Source organism: Myxosarcina sp. GI1(2024) (assembly GCF_053543375.1).
Genome location: NZ_JBKGTY010000008.1, coordinates 39,619 through 65,134 on the forward strand (window position 1 = coordinate 39,619; position 25,516 = coordinate 65,134).

Below are 25,516 nucleotides of genomic sequence, written 5' to 3' on the forward strand. Positions count from 1 at the left end.
CATGTAACTTGGTACTAAATCCGCCACAAGAACCTCCTAAAGAGTGTTTTTCTGACCCCCTTTTGCTCCTGCTGCACAGGGATGAGCACGAATCATGGTGCTATCGGGAATTAAACTTTCTAAGTCAGCAGAGTGGGACATTTCTTGCAAGAGACGATGCCAAACTCCCTTCTGACACCAACGCCGATATCGTTTGTAGAGGCTGTTCCAGTTGCCAAAACGTTTGGGTAATTCACGCCATTGAGCACCTGTGCGAGTAATCCAGAGAACCGCATTCAGAAAACGACGACAAGCTTTGGGGTCTTTGATACGGATGTCTTGTTGGTGGCTCAGAACAACGAAAATTTGCTGCCAAGCAGAATCGTCCAACTTAACACGAGATTTCATGAAGAATTTTTTGACTAAAATCAGCAACTTCAGGTACTTTCTCATCTTTGCCTCTTTACGTCAACAGAACCTAGTGCCGAGAGAGGATTATATGCAAATTGGTTATATAAACAGATTGTCGCATTAGGTTGGCATCCATTTTTAAGAATTAATCATCAAGGTCACTACCGATTACCAAATTCATCTTCATGGCAGCCTTTAGCCACTGTTGTCACTCAAAAGAGTGAGAGTTGGTCGGGACAAATTACTTGCTTTAAAAGCCATCCGATTGATTGTACTCTTTTAGCTCAATGGGATGATGGTTATGCTGACCCTTGGTTGATTCTCACCGATTTAAACACAACTGAGGGGAATCTTCTCTGGTATGGATTTCGTTCCTGGATTGAAAGTTCCTACCGAGATGTTAAAAGTGATGGCTGGCAGTGGCATAAAACTCGTTTAAGATAACCAGAGCGAGCGGAACGTCATTGGTTAGCAATGTCCGTCGCTATGTTGTGGATGCTTACTCTTGGTGGAGAACAGGAAATTTCTGATGATGAGCTCTTAATTGACGATCGCACTGCTCCATCTTCGTCTACTACCAATCGTTCTCTTTCTTGTTTTCTTAATGGTTTGTTAACTGTAATAGCGCAACTACTCAACAGTCAGCCGATCTCTTTTGGTCGTCTGTTTCCTTTGTCGCTCAATCATTTCAGCGATTTACATTTTTCTAATTCTTCTTGATTGTAAAAAACCTACCCTTATGAGCGATCGGTACGGGGGGTAAAATCAATGAAAGTCTCTCTGGATATGACTTTCGTTGATCTTTTAATCTGAAAGTTCCGTTAGAAGAACAATTAGCGATCGCCAAAACCTCGTCTTCCACGATGTTGTTGGATTAACTCAGACATTTGACTGCGTTGTTCGGGGGTCAATATCTCTCTAACTTCCAGCATGGTTTCAAAACGTCGATCTCCCAGTTGTTGATGTAGAGTATGAATTTGCTGATGCTGTTGTCTCAACTCATCAGGATCGGCATTTTCCGCCAGCAGAGATCGCATTTGTGCGCGAGCTTGGTATAATTCTTGGCGGAGAGGTTCTGTGTCTGCTTGAGATTGTTGCCGAATGGTTTCGATTTGTGTGGATTGTTCGGGAGTAAGATCGAGTTGTTCCCACAGTCTTTGCATCCGATATCCTCTACCTTTTCTACCAAATTCAAAAGCTTGTTCGTCAGGGTCGTGTGCGATGAGTTTATTGGTTGTTGGGGTAGTATTGTTAGTGTTGGAATTTAACTGAGCAGCATAGACATTGAGAGGTAAGATTAAAGATATTGCTGCTACAGTAGAAATAGTACGCCACATCATAATTAAGATCTCCTGGTTTCAATTAAAGGTTTGTTTGTTTACAATTCGATCCTAAAAAATACCTACCTTTAGCGACTTCGATCTCAGTTCCCAACTCGATCTGGGACTAGGGTACTAAGTCGGTTTGGTACTTGAGAACTAGATTAATTAGCTCGATTTTGTGACACGATCGGGATAAAGCTGTCAATCGACGAATAACTCATGACTGTCGTTTGGAAAAAACATCCTTTTCGCCTGCTACTTTATCTAGAATGGGCTTTACTGGGTATTGCTTTACTGGCAGTATTATCTACTTGGTTCCCCCATCGTCATCACCCCTTTCCCTTACCTAAGTTCGGGAACTTATTTTCTCTTGGGGCAATTGTGAGCCTAAGTATTCTAGGAATTATGGGATTGAGATTGCCTTTTAGCTCTCGATTGGTACGAGGACTCTATATTGGTTGCGGATTTGGTTTGAGTTGGCTAACGGTACTGTTGGCGGGAAGAGAAATGCTCGTTTTTCCTGCTTTAATGTTGATTGTCGTCATTCGTGCTTGTTTGCTCTTTCCTTGGAGTGGACGTATTGTTGTGGCAGTTTTGAGTTGTGCTTTTTTTATCCTGTTGCAACTCTTAACTTGGTTGAGGATTAGTCCTTTGGACATTCCTCTTGGTAGAGCATTACCCAGAAGATTACCCAGGCATTTACCGTCAGAGGAATTACATAGTTGGCTAATTGGTTTGACGATTAATTCGGCATTGCTATTTGGTTTTGTCCTAGCTTTTGTACTGCTGTTAGTGGGAGCAGTTGTCACCGAACATCAAAGTCGAGAAAAACTGGCTATTGCCAATCGTCGCTTGCGATCGCTAGCCCTAACCATCGAAAATCAAGCAACTTTACAAGAAAGAAGCCGAATTGCTCGCGAAATTCACGATTCTGTCGGTCATTATCTGACTGCTCAAAGTATCCAGCTAGAAAATACCGAATTGTTTATCTCACAAGATGCTGATAAAGCTACTTATCATCTGCAAAAAGCCAGGCAACTAGGCAAAGAGGCACTACAAAATGTTCGTATCGCCGTGGCAACTTTAAGAAACAATCCCTTAAAAATGCGATCGCTCGATAGCTCGCTAAAACAATTAATTGAAGAATTTAAACGCAACAACAATATTGAGATCGAAACCGAGATAAATTTAGCTACTTCTCTATCTGCGGAAATCTCTTTGGTTTTATACCGCATTATTCAGGAAGCATTAACTAATATCTCCAAACATAGTCAGGCAAGTTTAGTCTGTCTTAAATTAAGAGAAACAGAGCAAATTATTCAACTAAAAATCGATGATAATGGTCGGGGTTTCGAGCCGACAGCAAATATCACGGGTTTTGGTTTACAGAGTATGCGAGAACGCACTGAAGCACTCAATGGTAATTTTAGATTAACCAGTAAACCGCACCAGGGATGTCAGATTAAAGTTGAAATTCCTTTATTGGGAACGATCGAGGGATGATTCGAGTTTTGTTAGTAGACGACCAAAGTATTGTCAGAGAAGGGTTGGCTAGTTTACTGCAAACTCAGCCCGATCTGGAAATAGTCGGCGAAGCAGAAAATGGGCAAGTAGCGGTAGAGCGATCGCTTGCCTTACAGCCCGATGTCGTTTTAATGGATATTCGGATGCCAGTGATGGATGGAGTGGCAGCAACTCGCATTCTCACCGAAACAGCTCCCCAAATCAAAATTTTAGTTTTGACTACTTTTGATGATGATGAATATGTAACCCAAGCCATGAGTTACGGTGCCAAGGGATATTTACTCAAAGATATTCCCTCAGAAGAACTTGCACGGGCAATCCGTGCTATCGATCGCGGCTATACTCAATTGGGACCTGGATTATTAGAAAAAATCATCGCCACCCCTATTGCCAAACCAATCGAACCACCTCCAGAATTAGCCACCCTAACTCCTAGAGAAAGAGAAGTATTGCGACTAATTGCCCAAGGCTACAATAATCTCGAAATTGCCAAACAATTATATATATCCGAACGAACGGTCAAAAATCACGTCAATAGTATTTTACGTCGTCTCGATCTACGCGATCGCACTCAAGCCGCTATTTTGGCAACTACCTATTTAAACTGCATCTAGTTGAATTCAACTCAAGTCCCGTGTCCTCAAAGAGCGCTCTATTTAGTCGCTATCTGATATGAGATAACGCTCGAACCATTTACTTGCCAGTCGTGCTACCCGATCCAACGCACCAGATTCTTCAAAAAGATGCGTCGCACTTAAGTTATGAATAATGACTATATGATGACTGACTGTTCTACAATCCTTTTGTCAATAGAGTTTGAGATGCTCTTCCCCTGTGACAATAGTAAGATAATAATAATATTGAGTTTGTGTACGGTTACCGTGTTAAGAGATTAGGTTCATGAAGCGGCGCATTACTTTTGGGTGGAAACTTTTATTTATTATCAGTCTGACCCTATCTTTACTCTTAGGGCAGCTTTCTTTCACTAACGCTGGAACTCCAGAGCCTAGCCAACTAGTACGTCAAGGAGTTGCAGAGTATCAAAATCAAAATTATCGAGCGGCGATCGCTATTTGGGAGCGGGCTTTAGCTACTTATCGTCAGGAGGACGCTCACAACGCGGCAATAGTTTTAGAAAACTTAGCCAGAGCCTCTCAACAGATAGGACAAACAGAGCGGGCGATTGCCTTTTGGTCGCAAGTAAGTGACCACTACCAGCAGTTAGGCAACCGAAGACAATTAGGAAGAAGTTTTACCGAACGAGCACAAGGCTATAGTAGAATCGGACAACATCGTCAGGCGATCGCCCTTTTATGTAATAATGTATCGAATTTCGAGGTATCGTCTGCTTCTCAAGATCCCTCTAATAATAAAGAGACAGCAGAGCGACAAACTGCTCCTCCAAACTTGGAGATACCCAATTGTCAGCCAGGAAGCGCCCTCGCCATAGCAAGAGAACGACTGGATCGACTGGGAGAAGTTGCCGCATTAGGGAGTTTGACAGAAGCCTATCATCTTAGGGGAGATTACCAAATCGCAGCTAGCTATGCTAAAAATAGTTTGGCGATCGCGCAAAAATTAAATAATACTCAGTTAACCCTGTCGGCGTTAAATAGTTTAGGAAAGATCTACAGCAGTTTAGCCCAGGTTAGTTATCGTCGTGCGGAGTCGGCAGAAACAAGAGGAGAAATATATGGCAGTAACAGTTTGATGGCGGTAGAAACCAGAAGTGCTAGAGATAGTGACAGACAAGCTTTAGATTACTTCGGTCGGAGTTTAGAATTGGCTACCGCGCAACAAAATTCTCTGGCTCGCGTTCGCAGTATCAATAATTTGCTTCCTATCTACTATCGTCTCCAACAATACGACCGAGCGGAAAGTCAAAAACAACTCGCTCTCAGCTTAATTTCCAATCTACCCCCACAAGCAAGCACGGTTTATGCAACTATCGATTTGGCTAAACTCTTACAATCCGAACGAGTAACTTTTAACAGCTGTTTGGCTTCCGAAAACTTACCCCAAGCTAGAGAATTACTACAATCTGCCGTTACTCTCGCAACTCAATTAGAAAATAAACGAGCGGAATCCTTTGCTTTGGGAGAATTAGGACATATTTATGAATGCGAGAGAAATTATCCCCAAGCTCTAAAATTAACTCAACGAGCGCGTTTGGCAGCTGAGAGAGATAAAGATAGTCTCTATCTCTGGGAATGGCAGACAGGGAGAATTTTACAGGCTCAAGGAAAAAGAGAACCGAGTATCGTTGCCTATGAGACTGCGGTTGCGACTTTAGAAAGCATCCGAGACGATTTATTAACTGCTAATCGCGATATTCAATTTGACTTTCGCGATACCGTCGAACCGATTTATCGCGAGTTAATCGACCAAAGGCTAGGAACAGAAAACAATACAATCGTGGTCAACGCTGATGGCACGGAAAAAGCTAAAAATGTCAGTTCGATTCTCGATACCGTCGATTCTCTAAGATTGGCAGAACTACAGAATTATTTTGGTAATGACTGTGCGATCGCTGAGGTTGCCAATGTTGGTACGGTGGACTTACTTGCACCCGATAGCCAGACAGTTTATTTTAGTTCGATTATTCTAGAAGATCGTACCGCGATCGTGGCTAAATTTTCAGGAAAAACTAAAATCGTCTGGCAAGACCGCTCCAAGGACGACATTAGCGAAGAAATCAACGAATTTCGACGAGGATTGGAAAATTACTACAACCGCTTCGATCCCCAACAGGGACAAAAGATTTATAGCTGGTTGATTCAGCCCTTTGCCGAAGATTTACAGCAAGAAGAGATAAAAACCCTAGTTTTTATTCAAGATGGCTTGCTTAGAAGTATTCCGATGGCAGCTTTGCACGATGGCAAACAGTTTTTAGTGGAACAGTATGCGATCGCTACTACTCCCAGTCTAAATCTTACCAATCGCAATAGACTGGAAAACGAACGATTAAAAGCTCTCGCCCTAGGGTTAACCGAGGAATCACAAGTTGATGGTCGGATCTTTAATCCCCTGCCTAACGTCGAACGAGAAATTCAAGTAGTAACCAATATTTTCGTAGAAAGTACGGGATTGTTAAATGCAGAATTTACTCGCGATCGCTTACGTCAGGAATTAGAACAGACATCATATCCCATCGTACATATTGCTACCCACGGTCAATTTAGTTCCGAACCCGAAGATACCTTTTTGGTTATAGGAGATGGACAAAAACTGACCATTACCGAACTCGATCGCCTAATTCGCACCACCGCCACCGATAACGAACCAGTAGACTTGATCGCTCTAACTGCCTGTCAAACTGCGGTAGGAGACGAACGTGCTACCTTGGGTTTGGCAGGTGTAGCAATTCAAGCTGGTGCTAGTAGTGCCCTAGCCTCTTTGTGGTCGATTAGCGATGAAATCACTCCTCAAGTAGTCAGAAACTTTTACGCCAATTTTAAAGAGGCTGAAACTACCAAAGCCGAAGCTCTTCGAGCCGCTCAACAAGACTTAATAGCCCAAGAAGTTCATCCTGCTTATTGGTCGCCTTTTATCATTATCGGCGATTGGCTATGATTGTCATCTCGCAGTAGCAAAACAATATAGTTTTCGACCTCCTACTTACATATCCGATTTAAAGCTTCTAAAGTACTACTCGTAGTTGTCGTCCAGCCCACAATTCCTCCTTGAGCGCGAACCATTTCCAAGGTAGATTGTTTGAATTTTGGGAAATAGCTAGCTGTAGCATCTTTTACTAACAAACATTCATAACCACGGTCGTTGGCTTCACGCATGGTTGTCTGTACGCAAACCTCCGTAGTAACTCCAGTAATAATTAGATGGGTTATACCTTGTTTTTGCAGCCAAGATTGTAAATTAGTTTGGTAGAAAGCTCCTTTACCAGGTTTGGAAATTACTGTTTCGTTATGGTGGGGGCGCAATTCGGGAATAATTTCGTTGCCTGGTTCGCCTAAAATTAGGATTCGCCCCATAGCACCCAGATCGCCTATTTTTAATTTACCATTTCCGCGTCGTAGTTTTGCTGGAGGACAATCGGATAGATCGGGTTGATGTCCTTCTATGGTATATACAATCGGTAAAGCGCGATCGCGAAAGCTATCTAATAACTGCTTTACTGTCGGTACGATCGCCTGAAGTTGACTGACATCATTTCCTAAAGCTTCCCCAAAACCGCCTGATTCTAAAAAATCACGCTGCATATCGATAATTAATAACGCTACGCAGTCAAGACTGGGTAGTTCGTAATCATAAGGTTGTGCGGGAATTAGAATCATATTCTCGGTCATGTATCAGAGATTTAGGAAAAGGTTAGGCTTTAGGCTTTGGGCTTTAGGCACTAGGTTTAATAGAGTTTGAGTCTTTATTAATGTCCCGCCATACGTTGACCGATAGTGTTGAGGTCGGCTTCGGCAGTCGAACTATGATAGACTAATTCTCCCTCACTAATAACCACCAAGCGATCGCTGAGTTCGATTAATTCGTCTAAGTCTTCGCTAACTAGCAGCACTGCTACACCTCGGTTTCTCGCTTCGACAATGGAGCGATGAATAAGATCGACTGCGCCAAAGTCCAAACCAAAACAGGGATTTGCCGCAATTAATAACTCGATCTTGTCGGAAGATAACTCTCTGGCTAACACTGCCCGTTGAATATTACCACCCGAAAGATTAACTATTGGGGTTTCGGGAGAAGGTGTACGCACCGAGAAAGTTTTTATTAGTTTTTTAGCAGCATTGCGAATGGCACTCAAAATTAAAAATCCTTTTTGAGATTGTGGAGGGCGGTCAAAAGTTCGCAGTGCCATATTTTCGGCGACACTCATGTCGGGAACACAGGCATTGCGGAGGGGTTCTTCTGGTAGTGAAAAAACTCGATGGCGAAACATTTCTTGGCGAGTTGCCTGGTATATTTCACCATTTACCAGTATTTTTCCAGAGCTAGGCGATCGCTGTCCCGATAAGACTTCTACCAATTCTTTTTGTCCATTACCAGATATACCTGCAATACCAACGATTTCACCGCTATTAACTATCAGATTAAAGTCTTTGACTGCTGGTAGTCCGTTATCTTTATCGGCACAAACATTTTCAATTTGCAAAACGGTTTGACCAACAGAGGTGTCGCTCTTTTTTACTTTCTGGAGTTCTCTTTGTTCCCCCATCATCATTTCAGCCAAGTCGGAAATTTTTAAATCTCTAACCAAACCATTTCCAGCTAGTTTACCTTTACGCAATACCGTAATTTCATCGCAAAAAGCCATTACTTCTCGAAATTTATGACTGATAAGTAAAATACTTAACTTACCACCAGCCACTTCTTCTCGCAACAAACCCAGTACTTCGTCGGCTTCTTGAGGAGTTAAGACCGAAGTGGGTTCGTCTAAAATTAAAATGCGACTTTGAAGATAGATCTGTTTGAGAATTTCTAGTTTCTGTTTTTGTCCCGCAGCCAATTGAGCGACGGGAATATCTAAAGGCAGTTGAAACGGTGCAGTTGCCATAAACTCACTCAAACGTTCCGTTTCTTGTTTCCAGTTAATTACATTGGTTTTGTCATAACGGGAAAGTACTAAGTTTTCCGCTACGGTCATCGCTGGAACGGAGGTAAAGTGCTGGTAGACCATACCGATCCCGTACTGATGAGCATCGCGGGGACTAGCAATTTGGCGCGATCGCTCGTCAATAACTACCTCGCCTTCGGTAGGCTGATAAAAACCCATAACGCACTTAACCAGCGTGCTTTTACCCGCACCGTTTTCTCCTAACAAAGCGTGAACGGTTCCTGGTTTGAGCTTCAGCGAAACGCGCTCGAGAGCTACCAGATTACCAAACCGCTTGGACATATTAACTACCGCTAGTTCTGGCGGCAGTTTGGCAGAAGTTTGGCTACTTACGGTCATAGTGTCCATCAACTTACCTCGATCGCTAGCTCTAATCCGATATGCTTAGATTGACAAACTCAAGCTAAAAAATAAGTATTTAAAATTACTTTTTTTGGCGATCGCCTATCCAGCGTAAGTATAATTGTTGGTAAAATTAGCTCTTTACTATTAAAATGTGACTAAAAAATCCCCAATCTTTGAAATTTCCCTTGAAGCCCCCGAACAATCCGAAGCAATGGGAACTAAAGAAAAATTTTGGTTCATCATCAAAAGTTGGGTTTATGCCTTTACAAAAAAGCCAGACAAAATACAGGGGAAGATTGGTCAGAAAAAATTGCAGCAGAATTATGTCAGTTGCTACAACTTCCTCATACTGAGTATGAATTAGCAGTATTTAACGGCGAAAAAGGAATAATCTCTAAATCATTTCTTCCTGAAAATGGTAGTCTAATTCCTGGCAATGAAATTTTGTCACAAATATTTTTAGACTATCCAGAAGATATTAACGATCTATCTCAACACACTCTCAATAATATTTTTCGTGTGTTTGATAGCTCTTTAGTCGCTCTAACAATAAATTGGTTTCCATTAACAGGTATTGAAACAGCAGTAGATACTTTTATTGGCTATTTACTTTTGGATGCGTGGATTGGCAATAGCGATAGACATCATGAAAATTGGGCATTTGTCGATTATAGAGGGAAAAGTTATTTAGCACCAACATATGACCATGCCTCCAGTTTAGGACGAAACGAGTCTGACGAACGACGTAAAAAAAGACTTCAGACAAAAGATAAGGGGTTTTCAGTAGAAGCTTATGCAAAGAAGTGTAAGTCTTGTTTATATGCTAATGTTGGAGATAAGAAACCTTTAACAACTTTCGACGCATTTTGTGAAGCAGCAAAACTCTATCCACAAACAGCGAATATTTGGCTCGATCGCCTTACAGAGATATCAGCTAATGATACTTTAAACTTATTAGTGCGCATTCCAGAGCATCTTACTTCTTCAAGTGGAATTGAATTTGCTCAAAAAATATTAGAAATTAATCAAAAGAGATTAATAGAGTTTCGGAGAAAAACATTATGAAAAAAGTATTTTTGGCATGGCAAGATTCTCAAACTCGGCATTGGTTTCCCATCGGACAGTTAACTTTTGATGGAGAAAGCTATCACTTTGTTTATATCTATGGTGTAAAAAAGGCTCAGGCTGAATCTAATTTTCAACTATTGCACTCTTTTCCAGAGGAAAATCGCATTTACACATCAGTAGAACTTTTTCCTCTATTTTCTAATCGTTTGATGCGTTCTTCTCGTCCAGATTATCAAGATTATATTCAGTGGTTAAATATTCCCCAAAATGAAAAAGATCCAATTGCAATTTTAGCGCGTAGTGGCGGGCGTAAAGCAACTGACACTTTTGAAATTTTTCCTTGTCCAGAAAAAAATCAAAATGGAGTTTATCATCTTCATTTTTTTGTACATGGACTGAGATATATGCCAGAATGTTCTATTGAAAAAATCAAACAGTTAAAATTAGAAGAGCGTTTGTATTTAACACGCGACTTTCAAAATCCCTACGATTCAAATGCTTTGCTATTAAGAACTGAAGAACGCCATAATTTGGGCTATTGTCCTCGATACTTATCAGCAGATATTGTTGAAGTTTTGACACAAAATCCTCAATCTGTCGTTGTCCGTATTGAAAGAATTAATTCCGCGCCAACACCAATTCAATTTCGTTTACTATGCAACATGACAGCAAAATGGGATCGTGATTTTATTCTGTTTTCCAGTCAAGATTATCAACCTATTGTCGAAGTCTCATCTGCGGTTAATGTGTAATTGGTAACTATATCTAAAACTACTTATAGTCTTAGCATGATTTTACACAGCCGCGATCGCCTCAATCAAAGCTTGAGAATCTGTTACCGTACCAAACACTCCCCCCTGCATTTTAACCATCTTTAACGCTGCCAGATAATTATCGTAATCTGTCGCTCCAGTACAGTCAGACAGTAGCAGACATTCATAACCGCGGTCGTTAGCATCTCGCATGGTGGTGTGAACGCAAACATCGGTAGTAATTCCAGTCAAGATAATATTCTGAATGCCTTTGCCTTTTAAAATTAAGTCGAGATCGGTGGCATAAAACGAACCTTTTCCTGGCTTATCGATAATAGTTTCTTCTGGCAGTGGAGCGAGTTCGGGAATAATTTCCCATCCAGGTTCGCCCCGCACTAAAATTTTGCCACAGGGTCCAGGATCGCCAATACCCGCACCAATTTGACGACTGCGCCAGCGTTTGTTAGCTGGTAAATCTGCAAGGTCGGGGCGATGTCCCTCGCGAGTGTGCATTACGGGAAATTCCTTATCGCGCATTATTTCCAAAACCTTGGCAATTGGCGCGATCGGCGCACGGGTAAGAGACAGGTCATAGCCCATCTTATCGACGTAACCTCCAATACCGCAGAAGTCTGTCTGCATATCGATAATCAGCAATACGGTATTTTCGGGGCGCAAGTCGCCATTATAGGGATAGGGATAGGGATCGGCTGAAATAAACATAAGCAATAGAAATTTTACGTATCGAGATTGTTGAGATTTTTGTATCGGGAATAAGACACGGTAATTGCTACTCCCGACTGCCAGGCACTACTATATTGAGAACGAGGGCTGTTATGCCTCCCGTAGCGATGCCAGAGGAAAAAACGCTTTCGATTAAATAGGGCGTATTTTCTAGGATTTCTGGTACGAACGAAACCCCCATACCGAGTCCTAGAGAAACAATTAAAATCAGCGTATTGCGCTGACTCAAATTCACGCCATGCAGGATCTTGATACCAGATGCTACAACTGAGCTGAACATCAGCAAGGTTGCGCCACCTAATACAGGTTGAGGCATAGCTTGAAACAATCCCCCAATGACGGGAAAGAGTCCTAACAACACTAAAATTCCCGCAATAAAATATCCTACATAGCGACTACCTACGCCTGTCAACTGAATTACGCCATTGTTTTGACTGAAAGTTGTGTTAGGAAAGGTGTTGAAACAGGCTGCAATTAAAGAATTTACTCCGTCTCCTAAAATACCGCCTCTAACTCGCCGCAAATAAATTTCCCCCTCAATAGGTTCTCCAACTAGCATTGAAGTTGCAGTCAAATCGCCAATGGATTCAATAGTCGTAATTACATACAAAAAAGCTAAAGGAATAAATCCAGCAAAGCTAAAATCAAATCCATATCGAAATGGAATTGGCACAGTTACCAAAGAAAGTTGACTCAATCCCTCAAAGTTCAACATACCTAGGGGCAAGGCTACGAGATAGCCAACCACTAAGCCAATTAGAATTGCTGACATACGGAGCAAGTTGCTGCCACTACAATTGAGAACCACAATTACGGTTAACACGAGTAGTGAAACACCAAGGTTTTCTAAGCTGGCGAACGTACCCGCTTCTTCTGCACCCGAACCACCTGCCATTGCTGTAACCGCTACTCGGATTAAAACCAACCCAATTAGCACGACAACAATGCCACTCACGAGAGGAGTCATGACTTTTTTTAGAGGTTTGATAAACTGGCTGAGAATAATCTCAATAAAAGAACCCAGTAGACAAATCGTCAGTAAGTTAGCCAAGGTTTGAGTTGGCGAACGACCAGACTCGACTGCGGCGGTGCCGACAGTCACAATCGTTCCCACAAATGCAAAACTAGTTCCCTGAATACTTAACAATCCCGACCCAATTGGACCGATACGATGAATTTGAATAAATGTAGCAATACCAGAGATAAACAGGGACATACTAATTAGAAAGCTAATATCACTAGCTTCCAAACCGATACTGTTACCGACTACGAGGGCAGGGGCAATGATATTAACGAAGGCTGCTAGTACATGTTGTAAAGCAGCAGCGAGGGTTTCTTGCAAGGCAGGTGTAGCCTCCAAGCCATAAATCATATCTGTGGCTTGAGGGTTTAGAGACGGAGATTCAGGTACACGAGCGGTTTCAGCAGAGGTTTCTAACTGTAATGGATTTTTATCGGTCATTGGATTAGCTCATTAAGAGAGAAGACTATAATTAGCACTAAACCGCCTTATTAAACGGCAGCGATCGACAAATGCACACATTAGTTCAAAATTAAGCTCGTGCCATACAGCTTATTTTCGAATTTTTGTGCTGTAAAATTCGATCGCAATCGAACTTCTAGAATTTAAGTAAAAAAAGAAGTGTTAGTTTTGGGAGTTGAGGTAATTTCGCCAACCGCCATATTGAGTAATCTCTTTACCGCGATCGCAACAAATTGATTCGCCGACAACGCCGAGAACTTCAGTACCGTCAGCGAGACCTACTTTACCAATGCACAAACCAGGGGGTTCTTGCAGTAAAATTTTTGCCAAACCTGCGGGGGGAACTGCCCAAACTTCAACCGCGATCGCCCTACCTTCAGTTTTAACCCGCATCATCGCTGGATGAATATCGTCAATGGAAAATAGCCGATAGATTGGTTGGGTAGTTGCTTCGCGAATAAAAGTAGCTCCTACTGCCAGAAGATTGTTATTGAGTTCCAATCCCCGCATCAAAGTACCATTGACGGCTAGGGCGATGGTTTCACTCATGATTCGACTGGTGTGGAAATAGGTGACTGTTGGTATTTTCTAGTCGGTGCGGCAAAACCGCAGGATGTACCGTCTTTGTGAATCACTTCATCTTCCCAAGGTAGACGATAATTGCCATTAACCAAGTCTTGCATATAGGTATAGGGACAATCTTGCGCCCCGCCTTTGACTGCCACATAACCCCGATGTCCGAACTGATAGATATTGTTTTCTACTGCCCAATGTTTGCGGGCTTCTCGTACTAAATCGGGTCTAACTTCGGCGGTGATAATTTCATCGGGACGATTGCTTCCCGTAACCAAAGGTACGCCTTCGAAGTTGACAATTAAACCTTCTCCCATCGAGTCGAAAGTTCCATCCGTACCGCACATACAAACCGAAGCCGTATACATCAAATTGCAAAAGGCATTAGCTTGATTGGTAATCTGCCAGGAGTGTCGAATGGGAGCAGTATAGCCTGCGGTACGCAGCATAATTTCTGCACCTTTGTAGGCACATTCTCGCGCCATTTCGGGAAACATTCCATCGTGACAAATAATTAGAGCGATGGTGCTGCCGTTTGGTCCTTCACAGACAGGAATGCCTAAATTACCTGGTTCCCAAGGTTCCACTGGTACCCAAGGGTGCAGCTTGCGATAATAAAGCTTTAATTCGCCGCGATCGTCGATAATAATGCCACTGTTGTAGGGATTACCATGAGGATTGTATTCCATGATTGAAAAGCAGCCCCAAATTTTATGCTCCCGACAAGCTGCACTAAAAGCCGCTACTTCTTTACCATCCAAGCAACACATAATGTCGGGATTGGTATCCATCGATAAGCCGTGTAGGGCGTATTCGGGAAACACCACTAAATCCATTGTTGGCATATTGCGTCTGGCTTTGCCTACCAAATCGCAAATTCTCTGAGTCTGCGCCGCCAAATCTTCGGGCGTTACCACGTTGGGAAGCTGAAGCTGTACCATACCGAGGACGACTCCAGCAGGAGATTTATTTAAGCCACCGAGTCCATTCATAGTTAGTCATAGGTTATTAGTTTTTGCTTCCCCCCTGCTGCTTTATTTGCTCTTTCTGTTTTCATTACAGAGCTAAAATTAGTATCGACATCTCCAAGACTGGAAACAAGATTGTCAATCCAAGAGCTTTACACCTCAGTTTACCGCACGACTTGGTAAGCAAGAAGCTATTTCTGAAACGATTTATTGCGATCGCTCTTTACTTAGCTAAGAAGGCGCGATCGCATCATTTAACATTGATTTTATTTTGATGCTGTTAACTATTGATTATTTATCCGTTCCCAATGCTCCTGGCGCGCCTGTTAAACTGCGTTTGGGGGAGCAGGTAACAATCATAATTGCCAAGGTTAAAACATAGGGAACCGCATTAAAGAGATAGTAACCCCAATCGATTCCTACCGATTGTAGGGCGGGTCCTAGAGATTGCGCGCCGCCAAATAATAGTGCGGCATAGAGACACTGAATGGGATTCCAGCGAGCGAAGATTACTAGTGCTACTGCTATTAGCCCTTGACCGCTAGAAATTCTCTCTGTCCAAACTCCAGGATAGTAAAGAGACAGGGAAGCACCGCCAATTCCTGCCAAAAAACTGCCTATAGTTATACTCAGCATTCTGACTTTAAACACCGAAATACCCATCGCTCTAGCAGCATCGGGATTATCTCCTACAGCGCGAATGTACAGTCCCCAACGAGTAGATTTAAAAAACCACTGCATCAAAAAAGTGATCGCGATGCCTAAAATAAATAGAGGACTAATTTCTAGTGCTGCTCGAACTTGAGGAATACTACTCCAATTGCCTAGGTCGATAGTCGGGAGTTGAGGTGCGGCAGGTTTGATAAAAGGTTTGCCCAAGAAAAAAGCCACCCCACTACCAAAGATAATCATGGCGATGCCGACAGCTACATCATTAATTCTTGGCTGTTGTGATAGCCAGCCATGAATTATACCCAGAACCATTCCTGCTACTCCTGCTGCTAATACCCCCAGCCAAGGCGAGCCTGTTAGATAAGAAATAGCATAGGAAGTCATTGCTCCAGTTAAGAGAGTTCCTTCTAATCCCAAGTTAATTTTGCCACTCTTTTCGGTGAGGCATTCTCCCAAACTGACGAACAAAAAGGGTACGCTCCCCCTAAATGTTCCTGCAATAATGCCTAATGGCACGCCCCACCAACCTAATGCTCCTGTTGCCATTTCCGTTAGTTGTTAGTCATTTATTTAAATTTAGAGTAACTCCTAGTTAGGAGCGAGATTTCTAGAAGGTGTTTCTCGTTCTTGAAAGAAAGCAAAACGTCCATAAAGCGAATCGCCATACAAGACCATTAAGAAAACTAAGCCCTGAAAGACGAGAACTGTAGCATCGGGGAGATCGTGCGATCGCTGGAGAATACCACCGCTAGCCAAAATTCCCCCTAATAAAGTTGCCACTAATGCTGCCGCTAAGGGATTGTGACGAGCCACAAAAGCCACCAGAATCCCACCATAACCGTAACCGACATTGAGAGATTCGTTAGCGACCCCGTGAACTGCCGCTACCTCTACCATGCCAGCCAAACCAGCGCAAGAACCTGCCAAAAAACAGATAATAATAGTTAATTTACCTACTGGAAGACCTGCTATCTGTGCGGCGCGAACATTTCCCCCAGCAGTACGGGCGGCAAAACCAAAGGTAGTGCGCTGAATCAAAATATAGGAAATAATACAGGCAATCAAACCATAGAGTAAGCCATAGTGAATGCGGGTTCCAGGTATATCTCCCAAGCGGTTAATTTCGGCAATGGGAAAAGTAGAGGGTTTATTAAGGGAACTGGGATCGCGCATCGGTCCTTCTACTAAATGATTGAGTACGGCGATCGCGATATAGTTTAATAACAAACTGCTAATAGTTTCATTAACCCCCCGATAATGACGCAATGCTCCTGCCAGTGCGATCCACACTCCTCCAAACACTATTCCTCCCAGTGCCATGCCGATTTGAATTAGCAAGGGAGGTAAAAAGTCACCTAAAGAAAGCCCGACGATAATCGCGCCCAATCCCCCCATAACTAAAGCTCCTTCATTACCGATTATTACCAATCCCAAACGGGCTGGAAGGGCTGTACATAAAGCAGTCAGCATCAAAGGTGAAGCTTGAATGAAAGTTCTCTGCCAAGCACTCCAACCGCCGAAAGCTACCTTGTAAATCGAGCCATAGACCCCAAAAGGATTTGCTCCCACTACCGCGCAAAAAATCCCAAACATAACTAACGCTGCTAAAACCGCACCAATGGGAATACAAATTGCTTCTAGAGTTCTACGCCAGTTATATCGATTAATCATCTTGTATTTGTCACTGCAAAAAGCCTACAGCTAAACGCTTCGCGATTTAAACGCTGCCCTGTACTCCTTCTACTAGCCAATCTGTCTTTTCTAGCTCGATCGCAGTTTGTTCGTAAGTTTCGCCTTCAGCAAGAATAGTGTCTCCCTGATTATTTTTAAGTTCGCCCGTGTAAATTACCATGCTGGCATCGGCAAATTTATCTTTTACCGCTTCGGCATCGGATTTGGTTTGTTCGCTCACCGCAGGTCCATAAGGAGATAGTTTCCAAAATTTCTCCTGATAACCACCACGAACGATGTGGGGGATTTCGCCGTTCATTAAAGTTTTGCCTTCTTTGACCCAGTTGGCATATTGAGTATAAATACTTTCCCAATCCCATTCCGCTCCAGTAAGATAGGCTTCGGGGGCTAGTGCCGACTGATCCGTATGGTACCCCGAACAGTAAACACCTCGTTTAGCTGCGGTTTCTATAACTACTTTGGGACTATCGACATGGCAGGTAATTACATCGGCTCCCTGATTGACCATACTGTTAACGGCTTCTGCTTCTTTTACAGGTGCAGCCCAGTCTCCTGTAAACACGACTTGAGTAGTAATATCGGGCTTGATACTTTTTGCTCCTAAAGTAAAGCCGTTAATATTGCGTAATACTTGAGGAATGGGTTTGGCAGCTACAAAACCTAATTTTCCAGTTTTGGTGTTGTGTGCCGCAATAATCCCTGCGATATACTGTCCTTCATCTATGTAGCCAAAATAACTTCCAACATTTTCTGGCATTCCTTCCTGATAGAGTCCTCCAGCGTGAAAAAACTGTACTTCTGGAAATTCCTCTGCTATTTCTAGAATGTGAGGATCGAAATAGCCAAAAGAAGTAGGAAATAATATCGTCGCTCCATCTATTTCGATCATTTCTCGCATTGTCTCTTGTACGGCTTGAGTTTCTGGAACGTTAGCCTGTTCGACGACTTTAAAACCTGGAAGTTGGGCGACGGCGGCGGCACCTTCTGCATGAGATTGATTGTAGCCAAAATCGTCTTTAGGACCGACATAAATAAAGCCGATAACGATAGGATCTGATTCTGAGGTGGTTCCATTCGATGCGGTGCGATCGCTACAGCCAGTACCAAATTTTGAGGTTAAGCCAAAAGCAGCAGTCCCCAAAACACCTCTAATAATTTGGCGGCGAGACAGTTGAAAGCCTTTTCTATTCATTACTCATTATTTGCTTTCGATTCTAAATTTTCTAAATCTATTACGTTTCGATCTTGTCTTTTGTAACTTAGTTTACAGGATGGTATTGTCAGATTAGAGGTTATAGCGATCGTAAATAAATTGTGAACAGAAGATAACATAGAGAAAGTTCTTATAGTATCTAGCAGAATTGAATTATCTTTCTGCCGAATTCAACCTTAACTGCAAAGTATATTTCGTAGTAAAACTTAGTTACTGGTTATTGTTTGCTGCCAAAGCTTCTACAACTTGTTCTAACTGTTGTTGGTGCCTGTCTACAGTACGAATAAATTTGGTTTGGTTTTCGATATTGTCGGCATTTTTCTCTTGTTCCATTTCTGCCAGCTGGACTAAAGTTTGAGCCATGTATTCTCTGGCTTGAGGATTATTCTGCGCTGTTGCCACTTCAGCCAAAGCATCGTACCATAAACCAGCTTCGGCATAAATATCGGCTTTAGCGACAGGATCGCTAACGCTATTGAGTTGAGAAATTAAGTTAGCAGGCATATCTACTACTTTTATTTGGGTACTGACTACTAAAGATTCTGAGGGACGATTGGGATTACAGACTACCGCTACTTGCCAGACGTATTTATTTTCCTGAGATAAACCTTCTCGTTCCTGAGGAAGTGTATAGCTCATGATGCCTGGAGAACTTTCTAACTCAGCCTCAAATACCAATTCTCTTTTACCGTCAACACTAGCGGCTTCGTATTCATAGATTTGAAATTCTACGGGATAGACATCGCGGTCTGGAACGTACCAAACAAAGGTAGGATGAGTAGCAGCAGTAGCACCGATATGGCTGTAGGGTCCTAGAGCAGTAAGATTAGTCGTTTCTTTGCCGCTACATCCGCCAGTGCCTCTGACACCAGAGATAGTAGTGGTTCGCGAGTCAGGAGCATCATCTTTGGTATTTGGTGGTTGTTTGTATTCTGCTAGAGCCGTGTGGCTAATACCAATAGTCAAACACAGCAAGCAGCTAGTTAAAAATGTACTGTTCCAGATTTTTCGTAGAGGACTAATCGTAAAGTTTTGATTTATTTTAGCCATAATTACACCTAGCGATCGCTCGACAACTAATTTTTCGCTTAATTTTATTAATTAACTGGTTCTAATAGTTTGGCGGTTACTCAGAAACAACGCTTGCAACCCAATTGCAGCAACCAATATATCAATTTACCAGCAATTACCCCGTAACTACAAAACTGTAACCAGGTTAAATGAATTCCTAAATGAGATAATAGAAGACAAAGAAGATCGTCAACAAAATTTAAACTAAATCCCAATAAGTTTGGTAATAAATTAGCAAGTAAATTTTCTAAATTACTATTCATAACTTTCTCTTGACCTTCTCAATCGAATAGCTTGGTAAATCGATTTATTTATAGAGTACACATTGGATATAGTGATCGACAGTAGAATTTATGCCAGGTATAGTGCGGCTTTTAGACAAAACCCATACACATTTTGATATCTTATTTGGCAGAAACAAGCAATCTAGCAAATAGAGAGACGCTGTAGAATTACAATAACTCGATAAGATTCAAATCTTAACTGAAGAAATTAAGTACTTTTTTTGACTGAACTGTTAATAACTTTCAACACTTTAAATTTGTTCATACGTTAGCTAGCACAACTTCTATGGCTCAGCAAAAAGAAAGTTACCGCAACGACTCGAAATTTAAAGACTTAACTTGGCAGCAGCAGAATGCACGTGCTGAATGGCAACGTCGGCAGTATGATTTTCACGATCTAAAAGAAGATTTAAAACAAGGACTGGTCGGGCGTACCGAGCAGGTAAAGCGGGTAAAAAAATGGGTGTGGGAGCATCGGCAAACAGGAGGGATGCTTTGGATCGGTGGTAAGGCTGGTGTGGGTAAGTCGGCTTTAATGGCAAAATTGACCGACGAGCTCGAAGACAACCCAGAGCTATGTATAGTACCCTATTTCTTTCGTTACGGCGATGGGCGATGCACTCCCGAACGCTTCTATGAAGCGGCAATTTTGAAGCTATCGGCTGAGCTAGCGATCGCCGAGAGATACGATCTCAGAGAACCACCTCAAGTACAGTTCGCTAGAGCTTTAAAAGCTTCACTTCAGCAGGAGACAGGAGATGCGCAACCAGTAATCGTGTTTTTATTAGACGGGTTAGATGAAATTGCCGAGCGGTATCCAGATTTTCTTAGACTAACTCTGTCTATCCAGTATTCTGGTGCGATCTGGGTCTGTGCGGGACGTGACGAATCACTACTGAATGAAATTTTCACCACTGAAGCGGTAGAAAAACTCTGGAAAAATGGAGAACTTCCGCCGCTGAGAGAAGCTGAGGTGCGGCAAATGCTCGAGCAAAAGTGCGATAGTTTGCTAGATGACTTTGAAGATAAGCGTCGCCAACGCTTCATTAAAAAATTAGTCGAGCGTTGTGAAGGACTGCCGCTATATGTGGAATTAGTTATCAAAGAGCTTCGGGCAGGCAGACTGACATTGGAAAATCTAGAGAAGTTGCCACTGGGTCTGTGGGACTACTTTGACAAGCTTCTAAAACGGTTTGAGGAAGAAGATAGCTGGCAAATTCTCTGTAAAGTTTTGGCTTTATTAGTCTGGGCTAGTCGAACCTCTAACGGAAGAAAACTTGCAAGAAATACTACAAACAGAGCGCGACGCGATCGACAGAAAACTAATAGACGAAGCCCTGGGTTTGGAGTCGCTTTTGCTGAGACGAGCTATTACTCCCGAAGGAACTTGGGGTTGGACTCTATCACACGAATCTTCACGTCACTACCTCCAAAGTACGCCAAATATTGAATTAGCTCGAAATCGCTCCCTACAGAATTTATTAACCTGGTGTTCTCGCTGGCAGGAGCACCATAACCCCTATGCCCTGCGTAACTATGCTTGGCATTTGCTGCGAGTTGAGCAATACGAACGATTATACGCTCTGGCAGGCGATCGCGCTTTTCTCCAATTGCAGGCTCGAATATTGACGAACGACCCAGATCAACCCTCAATTACTCTGCAAATGGCTATACGAGGAGCAATAGCAGAAGACGAACCAGCAACAATAGCCGAGTTCTGTCTGGCTCATGCGCGACAAATCATCGAGATACAACAACAATCACCTCTGGAGGCTCTAAAAAAGGGAAATTTGAGGCGAGCCTGGGGGTTAGCAGATTTGTACGAGATAGAAGGAGATGGAACTGGAACTTACCTAGCTTGGTGTATTTTATGGAATCTACTTTTGGTGTGGGCGTTGAAGGATTTAGGAAAACTAGAAGAAGCGCGGACTACTCTAGAAAGATTGCAGCATAAGCGGTTGTTCCGTCTGTCAGACTGGCAAAGTGAATATGCTGTTTATCTTCTGACTCAAATAATAGAAGTTGATGAAGAAGCTTGCCTCGTTTTACAGAAGCAGATTTTGGATGTTTATGCTCGCCGCGACTTATGCGAACGACTTGCTAAAGCTAATCTTTTTTCTTTTGCTCTTCACTCGGCACAGCAGATTGAGAATGACTGGCTCAGAGGAGGAGTACTAAGAAGTATTGCCACGGCTCAAGCTGAAGCTCGAAATTTTGAAGCTGCCCTTGCCACTGCACAGCTCATCAGTAATAAAAGGGATAAAGCCTGGACAATAAGAAGTATTGCTGAGGCTCAAGTTGAAGCCAATGAGTTGAAAGCTGCTTTTTCTACTACACAGCAGATTGAAAGTGAATCCTGCAAAGCTATGGCACTATGCAGCATCGCTATGGCTCAAGCTGAAGCTATGGATTTTGAAGTTCGTTCTACTTTGGCTCTCGCCAACTATTCCGCTCGGCTCATTAAACGAGATTTCGATGAAGTATATGTCTGGCAAAAAATTGCTGCGGTTCAGGCACAAGTTGGAGAGCTTGAAGCTGCCCGCTTTACTTATGCCCTTGCTATAGATGCCGCACAGTCGATTGAGAACAAAGGAAGAAAAGCTGGAGCACTAGGAGTGATCGCCATCGCTCAGGCAAAATTAAAGGAATTTGATGCTGCTTTACAAACGGTAGGACTAATTGAAAATGAAATACCCAAATCATCGATACTAAGAGATATCGCTACGGCTCAAGCCAAAGTACGAGAGTTTGAAATCGCTATTGATACAGTACAGTCGATCGAAAATAGAGCAAGAAAAGACTGGGCACTACGCAATATAGCCATCGCTCAGGCTGAAGTTAAAATGTTTGAAGCTGCTCTGCAAACTGCACAGCTAATTGAGAGGAAAATTTTCAAAGCCTGGACAATAAGAAATATTGCCACGGCACAAGCAAAAGTTAAGATGTTTGAAGCCGCTTTTAACACTGTACAGCTAATTGAAAGGGAAGATATCAAAGTTAGAGCATTATGTAGTATCGCTACTGCACAAGGGAAAGTAGAAGATTTGAAAGCTGCCTATTCTACTTTGTTGCTTGCACTTAGAGCCGCAGATCGTATTACCAATGAAAAAGACAAAGCTGGAGCATTATGTAGTATTGCCACTTCACAAGCAGAAGTAGAAGATTTAGAAACTGCACGCTCTACTTTTGCGATCGCTATTCGCATCTCCCAGTCGATTGGCAATGACAAGGATAGAACAGAAACATTAAGAAGCATTGCTAATGCTCAAGCTAGACTGGAGGATTTTGAAGCCTCCAGCCATACTACACTACTCATTAAAGATGAAGCAGTTAAAACAAAGATTCTAAAAGAGATAGCGATCGCGCAGGTAAAAACTAGAGAATTAGAGGGTGCACGACATACACTAGGTCTTTTTCTTCAGAGTAACCAGCCCATATATGGAATCGCTCAGCATTGTGATTTTTACGAGACACGGGCAATAAGTAACATTGCTATCGCCCAAGCTAAAGCTCAAAGATTTGCTGCCGCTCTCCATAATGCACAAAAAATTACTCATGACGATGACTGGCTCAAAGCCGACACGCTAAAGGAGATTGCCCTCGCTCAAGCTAAGGTGGAGGATTTAGAAGCTGCTCGCTCTACTTTTGACATAGCCCTTGCTACTGCTCGGCTAATCGACAATAGTTATAGCAAAGACGAGACGTTCAATAAAATTCAATAAAATTATTATTGCTTTAGCTAGTGTTGGAGAGTTTGAAGTCGCCCTCAACGCTGCCGAACAGTTTGACCATGACTACATCGAACTTAAAGCGGACTCATTAAAAGAGATTGCTGTCGCTCAGGCTCAAGCAGAGCAGTTGGAAGCCGCTCGCTCTACTCTTGCTCTCGCTCTGGCTACTGCTGGGCTAATAGAGGATGCTTCCTATAAAGTGATGGCACTGATAGAGATTGCTTATGCCCAGGCTCAAGTAGAGAATTTAGATGCTGCCGCTTCTACTATTACCCTTGCACTCCAAACCGCACTAATAATAGACTCCCATCTATCCAAGGCAGACGTATTAGAAGTGGTCATTACCGCTCAGCCAGGATCGGAGAACTTGATACCGCTCTTTGCAATGTTCGGCTGATAGATAATGAACTAGCTAGAGCAGAGGTGTTAAAAGAGATTGCGATCGCTCAAGTAAGAGAGCAGAAGTTGGAAGCTGCTCAATCTACTCTAGCTCTAGCCTTACAAACTTGGCAGACTTATAAAACGCTATATGAACAATATAAAACCATAGCACTAAAAGAAATCGCTATCGCTCAAGCTGAAATAAATGAGTTAGAAGCTGCTAAATTGACTCTCGATCTTGCTTTCCATACTGCAAAGCAGATTAGTAGTAACTATCAAGCCGCAACGGTACTAAAAGAGATCGCCATCACTCGAATTCAGCTAGGTCAAGAAGCACATAATTTAACCCCACTAATTCTCATCGAACGCAACGAACATCTCTCTCAAATCGCTGCTGCTCTTGTCGAAGCTGACGACTGAGAGAATTTTAAGCAGTTACTAATTCCCTGCGCCTACTATCTAAACTCTACCTTTGAAGTATACAAGCTTTTATTACCTGAAGGGGTGACAAGGGAGCTAGAAAGATTGCTGGATAATAAACATAGCTCGTAGACCCCTCTGGTAAAAAGGCAGCTTATTGAGATTGAGCCACATCAATTTGTTTATCCATTCCTTCATCAAGGTAAATGAAACCAGCCAGCTACTACCATATAAACCAAGCCAAAAGTAGCTGTTGCGAGTCAAAGATTGTTTAATTTTTCGATGGCGACCGATGTATTTAGACTGACCTCGAAGGCTAAGAGTATGTCCTTTGAACACCGAGTGAGTGTAAGCAATGGCGATGAGCAAAACTAGACGAGTAAGGCGTTCAATCTGAGCTTGCGACCCCTCGAGATTGTAGCCACCTGACTTGCAATCTTTAAACATCGCCTCAATCCCTACGCGCTTTTTATAGGCTTTGACAGCTTCAGGTAAATTGGGTAAATTTGTCAGCAGATACCAGGGTTCCTTTGCCCCCATGCCTCGGTAAATACGTCGCCAATAGACCCCTAAATAAATCCCCGAAACTTGATGCAGTTGAGTGACTTTAGTTTCTTGATAAAACCGTTGGTCTCCTGGATTAACGTCTAGGTCTTTTAAGGGAGTAAAACCTAATTGAGTTACCATTATCTTCGTACTCTTTCTCTGTCGAAGCACAAAGTAGACCTGCTGCTGGGTCAGCCACTTAGCTAGTTCAACACTCTGGAATTCTCTGTCTCCTAAAATAACGATTTGGTGTTGTTTAAACAGCTTCAATACTGGACGTAATATGGCTTTTTGTTGAGCGAAGTTACTGGCTCCTTTCTTCTCTAGAAACTGCCAGTATATAGGCAAAGCTCTTTTCGCCATCACTACTCCAACCATGAACAGATTTTTATCTTGCCATTGAGTTCTATCTAAGACTAGATAAATTGTCTGGTCTGGCAAGAATTTCTTTTGAACTACTTCTTTGACTATGGGAAACCAGACTAACGAAACTGATAAAGCTGAGGACTTCAAAAACCTTTGGATTCGGCGACGACGGCTCTCATATTTAATTGGTAAAGGGAAGTATGCAGCTAGTCTTTCTATCTTTACTTGTTTGTAGGTCTGGATAAGGTATACCAGCACTTCCAAAGTAATTAGTTGGTCATCACTCAGATAACGTGAAAGATGATTGCGGTACAATTGGTTTAACATTTTTTAGGGTTCGGTCGGATTCTCAATAACTGACCGAATCTTTTTTACCATAGGTTGTCTCTGTTC

At 42.5% G+C, this 25,516-nt stretch carries 23 protein-coding genes; 9 read left to right on the forward strand and 14 right to left on the reverse strand.

All coding sequences use genetic code 11. The annotated features are described in order from the left end of the window. Window positions 1-36: 36 nt before the first annotated feature. Entirely contained in the window at window positions 37-432 is a 396-nt protein-coding gene (locus tag ACLFKQ_RS23055; RefSeq protein WP_449001707.1) for a transposase, read from the reverse strand. Window positions 433-864: 432 nt separating this feature from the next. Between ACLFKQ_RS23055 and ACLFKQ_RS23060 the strand changes: the two genes are divergently transcribed. Then, window positions 865-1,110, forward strand: a complete 246-nt coding sequence (locus ACLFKQ_RS23060; RefSeq protein ID WP_449002055.1) for a hypothetical protein — start codon at window positions 865-867, stop codon at window positions 1,108-1,110. 113 nt (window positions 1,111-1,223) lie between these two features. Here the strand turns inward: ACLFKQ_RS23060 and ACLFKQ_RS23065 are convergent, their stop codons facing one another. Further along, window positions 1,224-1,730 (reverse strand): Spy/CpxP family protein refolding chaperone, encoded by a 507-nt coding sequence (locus ACLFKQ_RS23065; protein WP_449002056.1) that lies wholly within the window; start codon window positions 1,728-1,730, stop codon window positions 1,224-1,226. A 201-nt stretch (window positions 1,731-1,931) separates the two neighbouring features. On the opposite strand from ACLFKQ_RS23065, the gene ACLFKQ_RS23070 reads away from it, so the two are divergent. The 3 genes from ACLFKQ_RS23070 to ACLFKQ_RS23080 all read left to right on the forward strand — a co-directional run bounded on the left by ACLFKQ_RS23070 (window position 1,932) and on the right by ACLFKQ_RS23080 (window position 6,809). Further along, complete coding sequence (locus ACLFKQ_RS23070) at window positions 1,932-3,215, forward strand: sensor histidine kinase (protein WP_449002057.1); 1,284 nt, start codon at window positions 1,932-1,934, stop codon at window positions 3,213-3,215. After that, window positions 3,212-3,850: a response regulator gene (locus ACLFKQ_RS23075; protein WP_449002058.1), complete on the forward strand. Its 639-nt coding sequence runs from the start codon at window positions 3,212-3,214 to the stop codon at window positions 3,848-3,850. The genes ACLFKQ_RS23070 and ACLFKQ_RS23075 overlap by 4 nt, the downstream gene beginning before the upstream one ends. Window positions 3,851-4,136: 286 nt before the next feature. Continuing rightward, a complete protein-coding gene (locus ACLFKQ_RS23080) occupies window positions 4,137-6,809 on the forward strand; it encodes a CHAT domain-containing protein (protein WP_449002059.1) in 2,673 nt (890 codons plus the stop codon). 41 nt (window positions 6,810-6,850) lie between these two features. On the opposite strand, the gene ACLFKQ_RS23085 is transcribed toward ACLFKQ_RS23080, so the two are convergent. Continuing rightward, on the reverse strand, window positions 6,851-7,528 hold the full coding sequence (locus ACLFKQ_RS23085; RefSeq protein ID WP_449002242.1) for a cysteine hydrolase family protein: 678 nt from the start codon (window positions 7,526-7,528) through the stop codon (window positions 6,851-6,853). Between the two features lie 89 nt (window positions 7,529-7,617). After that, window positions 7,618-9,162 carry an ABC transporter ATP-binding protein gene (locus tag ACLFKQ_RS23090; protein ID WP_449002060.1) on the reverse strand — a complete coding sequence of 515 codons (1,545 nt, stop codon included), beginning with the start codon at window positions 9,160-9,162 and terminating at the stop codon, window positions 7,618-7,620. A 228-nt stretch (window positions 9,163-9,390) separates the two neighbouring features. Between ACLFKQ_RS23090 and ACLFKQ_RS23095 the strand changes: the two genes are divergently transcribed. Next, window positions 9,391-10,224: a HipA-like protein gene (locus ACLFKQ_RS23095; RefSeq protein ID WP_449002061.1), complete on the forward strand. Its 834-nt coding sequence runs from the start codon at window positions 9,391-9,393 to the stop codon at window positions 10,222-10,224. Beyond that, entirely contained in the window at window positions 10,221-10,979 is a 759-nt protein-coding gene (locus tag ACLFKQ_RS23100; protein WP_449002062.1) for an HIRAN domain-containing protein, read from the forward strand. The genes ACLFKQ_RS23095 and ACLFKQ_RS23100 overlap by 4 nt, the downstream gene beginning before the upstream one ends. A 42-nt stretch (window positions 10,980-11,021) precedes the next feature. On the opposite strand, the gene biuH is transcribed toward ACLFKQ_RS23100, so the two are convergent. The 9 genes from biuH to ACLFKQ_RS23145 form a co-directional block, all read right to left on the reverse strand. After that, window positions 11,022-11,702, reverse strand: a complete 681-nt coding sequence (biuH, locus tag ACLFKQ_RS23105) for a biuret amidohydrolase (RefSeq protein ID WP_449002063.1) — start codon at window positions 11,700-11,702, stop codon at window positions 11,022-11,024. Between the two features lie 67 nt (window positions 11,703-11,769). After that, window positions 11,770-13,185, reverse strand: coding sequence for a nucleobase:cation symporter-2 family protein (locus ACLFKQ_RS23110; protein ID WP_449002064.1), 1,416 nt, complete (start codon window positions 13,183-13,185; stop codon window positions 11,770-11,772). A 183-nt stretch (window positions 13,186-13,368) separates the two neighbouring features. Further along, window positions 13,369-13,755 (reverse strand): allophanate hydrolase-related protein, encoded by a 387-nt coding sequence (locus ACLFKQ_RS23115; protein ID WP_449002065.1) that lies wholly within the window; start codon window positions 13,753-13,755, stop codon window positions 13,369-13,371. After that, window positions 13,752-14,771, reverse strand: coding sequence for a formamidase (locus tag ACLFKQ_RS23120; RefSeq protein ID WP_449002066.1), 1,020 nt, complete (start codon window positions 14,769-14,771; stop codon window positions 13,752-13,754). The genes ACLFKQ_RS23115 and ACLFKQ_RS23120 overlap by 4 nt, the downstream gene beginning before the upstream one ends. A gap of 267 nt (window positions 14,772-15,038) precedes the next feature. Next, a complete protein-coding gene (locus ACLFKQ_RS23125; protein ID WP_449002067.1) occupies window positions 15,039-15,965 on the reverse strand; it encodes an ABC transporter permease in 927 nt (308 codons plus the stop codon). Window positions 15,966-16,007: 42 nt separating this feature from the next. Further along, the gene (locus tag ACLFKQ_RS23130; RefSeq protein ID WP_449002068.1) at window positions 16,008-17,090 is read right to left on the reverse strand and encodes an ABC transporter permease; all 1,083 of its coding nucleotides are present in this window, start codon (window positions 17,088-17,090) and stop codon (window positions 16,008-16,010) included. A gap of 46 nt (window positions 17,091-17,136) precedes the next feature. Further along, window positions 17,137-18,303 carry a BMP family ABC transporter substrate-binding protein gene (locus tag ACLFKQ_RS23135; RefSeq protein WP_449002069.1) on the reverse strand — a complete coding sequence of 389 codons (1,167 nt, stop codon included), beginning with the start codon at window positions 18,301-18,303 and terminating at the stop codon, window positions 17,137-17,139. Between the two features lie 231 nt (window positions 18,304-18,534). Next, a complete protein-coding gene (locus ACLFKQ_RS23140; protein WP_449002070.1) occupies window positions 18,535-19,374 on the reverse strand; it encodes a DUF928 domain-containing protein in 840 nt (279 codons plus the stop codon). A gap of 80 nt (window positions 19,375-19,454) precedes the next feature. Then, window positions 19,455-19,658, reverse strand: a complete 204-nt coding sequence (locus ACLFKQ_RS23145; RefSeq protein ID WP_449002071.1) for a hypothetical protein — start codon at window positions 19,656-19,658, stop codon at window positions 19,455-19,457. A 307-nt stretch (window positions 19,659-19,965) separates the two neighbouring features. On the opposite strand from ACLFKQ_RS23145, the gene ACLFKQ_RS23150 reads away from it, so the two are divergent. From ACLFKQ_RS23150 to ACLFKQ_RS23160, 3 genes are all read left to right on the forward strand, one after another. Continuing rightward, entirely contained in the window at window positions 19,966-21,129 is a 1,164-nt protein-coding gene (locus ACLFKQ_RS23150) for an AAA family ATPase (protein ID WP_449002072.1), read from the forward strand. Between the two features lie 2,408 nt (window positions 21,130-23,537). Further along, window positions 23,538-23,807: a hypothetical protein gene (locus ACLFKQ_RS23155; protein WP_449002073.1), complete on the forward strand. Its 270-nt coding sequence runs from the start codon at window positions 23,538-23,540 to the stop codon at window positions 23,805-23,807. A 26-nt stretch (window positions 23,808-23,833) separates the two neighbouring features. Next, window positions 23,834-24,211, forward strand: a complete 378-nt coding sequence (locus ACLFKQ_RS23160; RefSeq protein ID WP_449002074.1) for a hypothetical protein — start codon at window positions 23,834-23,836, stop codon at window positions 24,209-24,211. A gap of 96 nt (window positions 24,212-24,307) precedes the next feature. Here the strand turns inward: ACLFKQ_RS23160 and ACLFKQ_RS23165 are convergent, their stop codons facing one another. Next, window positions 24,308-25,450, reverse strand: a complete 1,143-nt coding sequence (locus tag ACLFKQ_RS23165) for an IS4 family transposase (RefSeq protein ID WP_448998311.1) — start codon at window positions 25,448-25,450, stop codon at window positions 24,308-24,310. Between the last annotated feature and the right edge of the window lie 66 nt (window positions 25,451-25,516).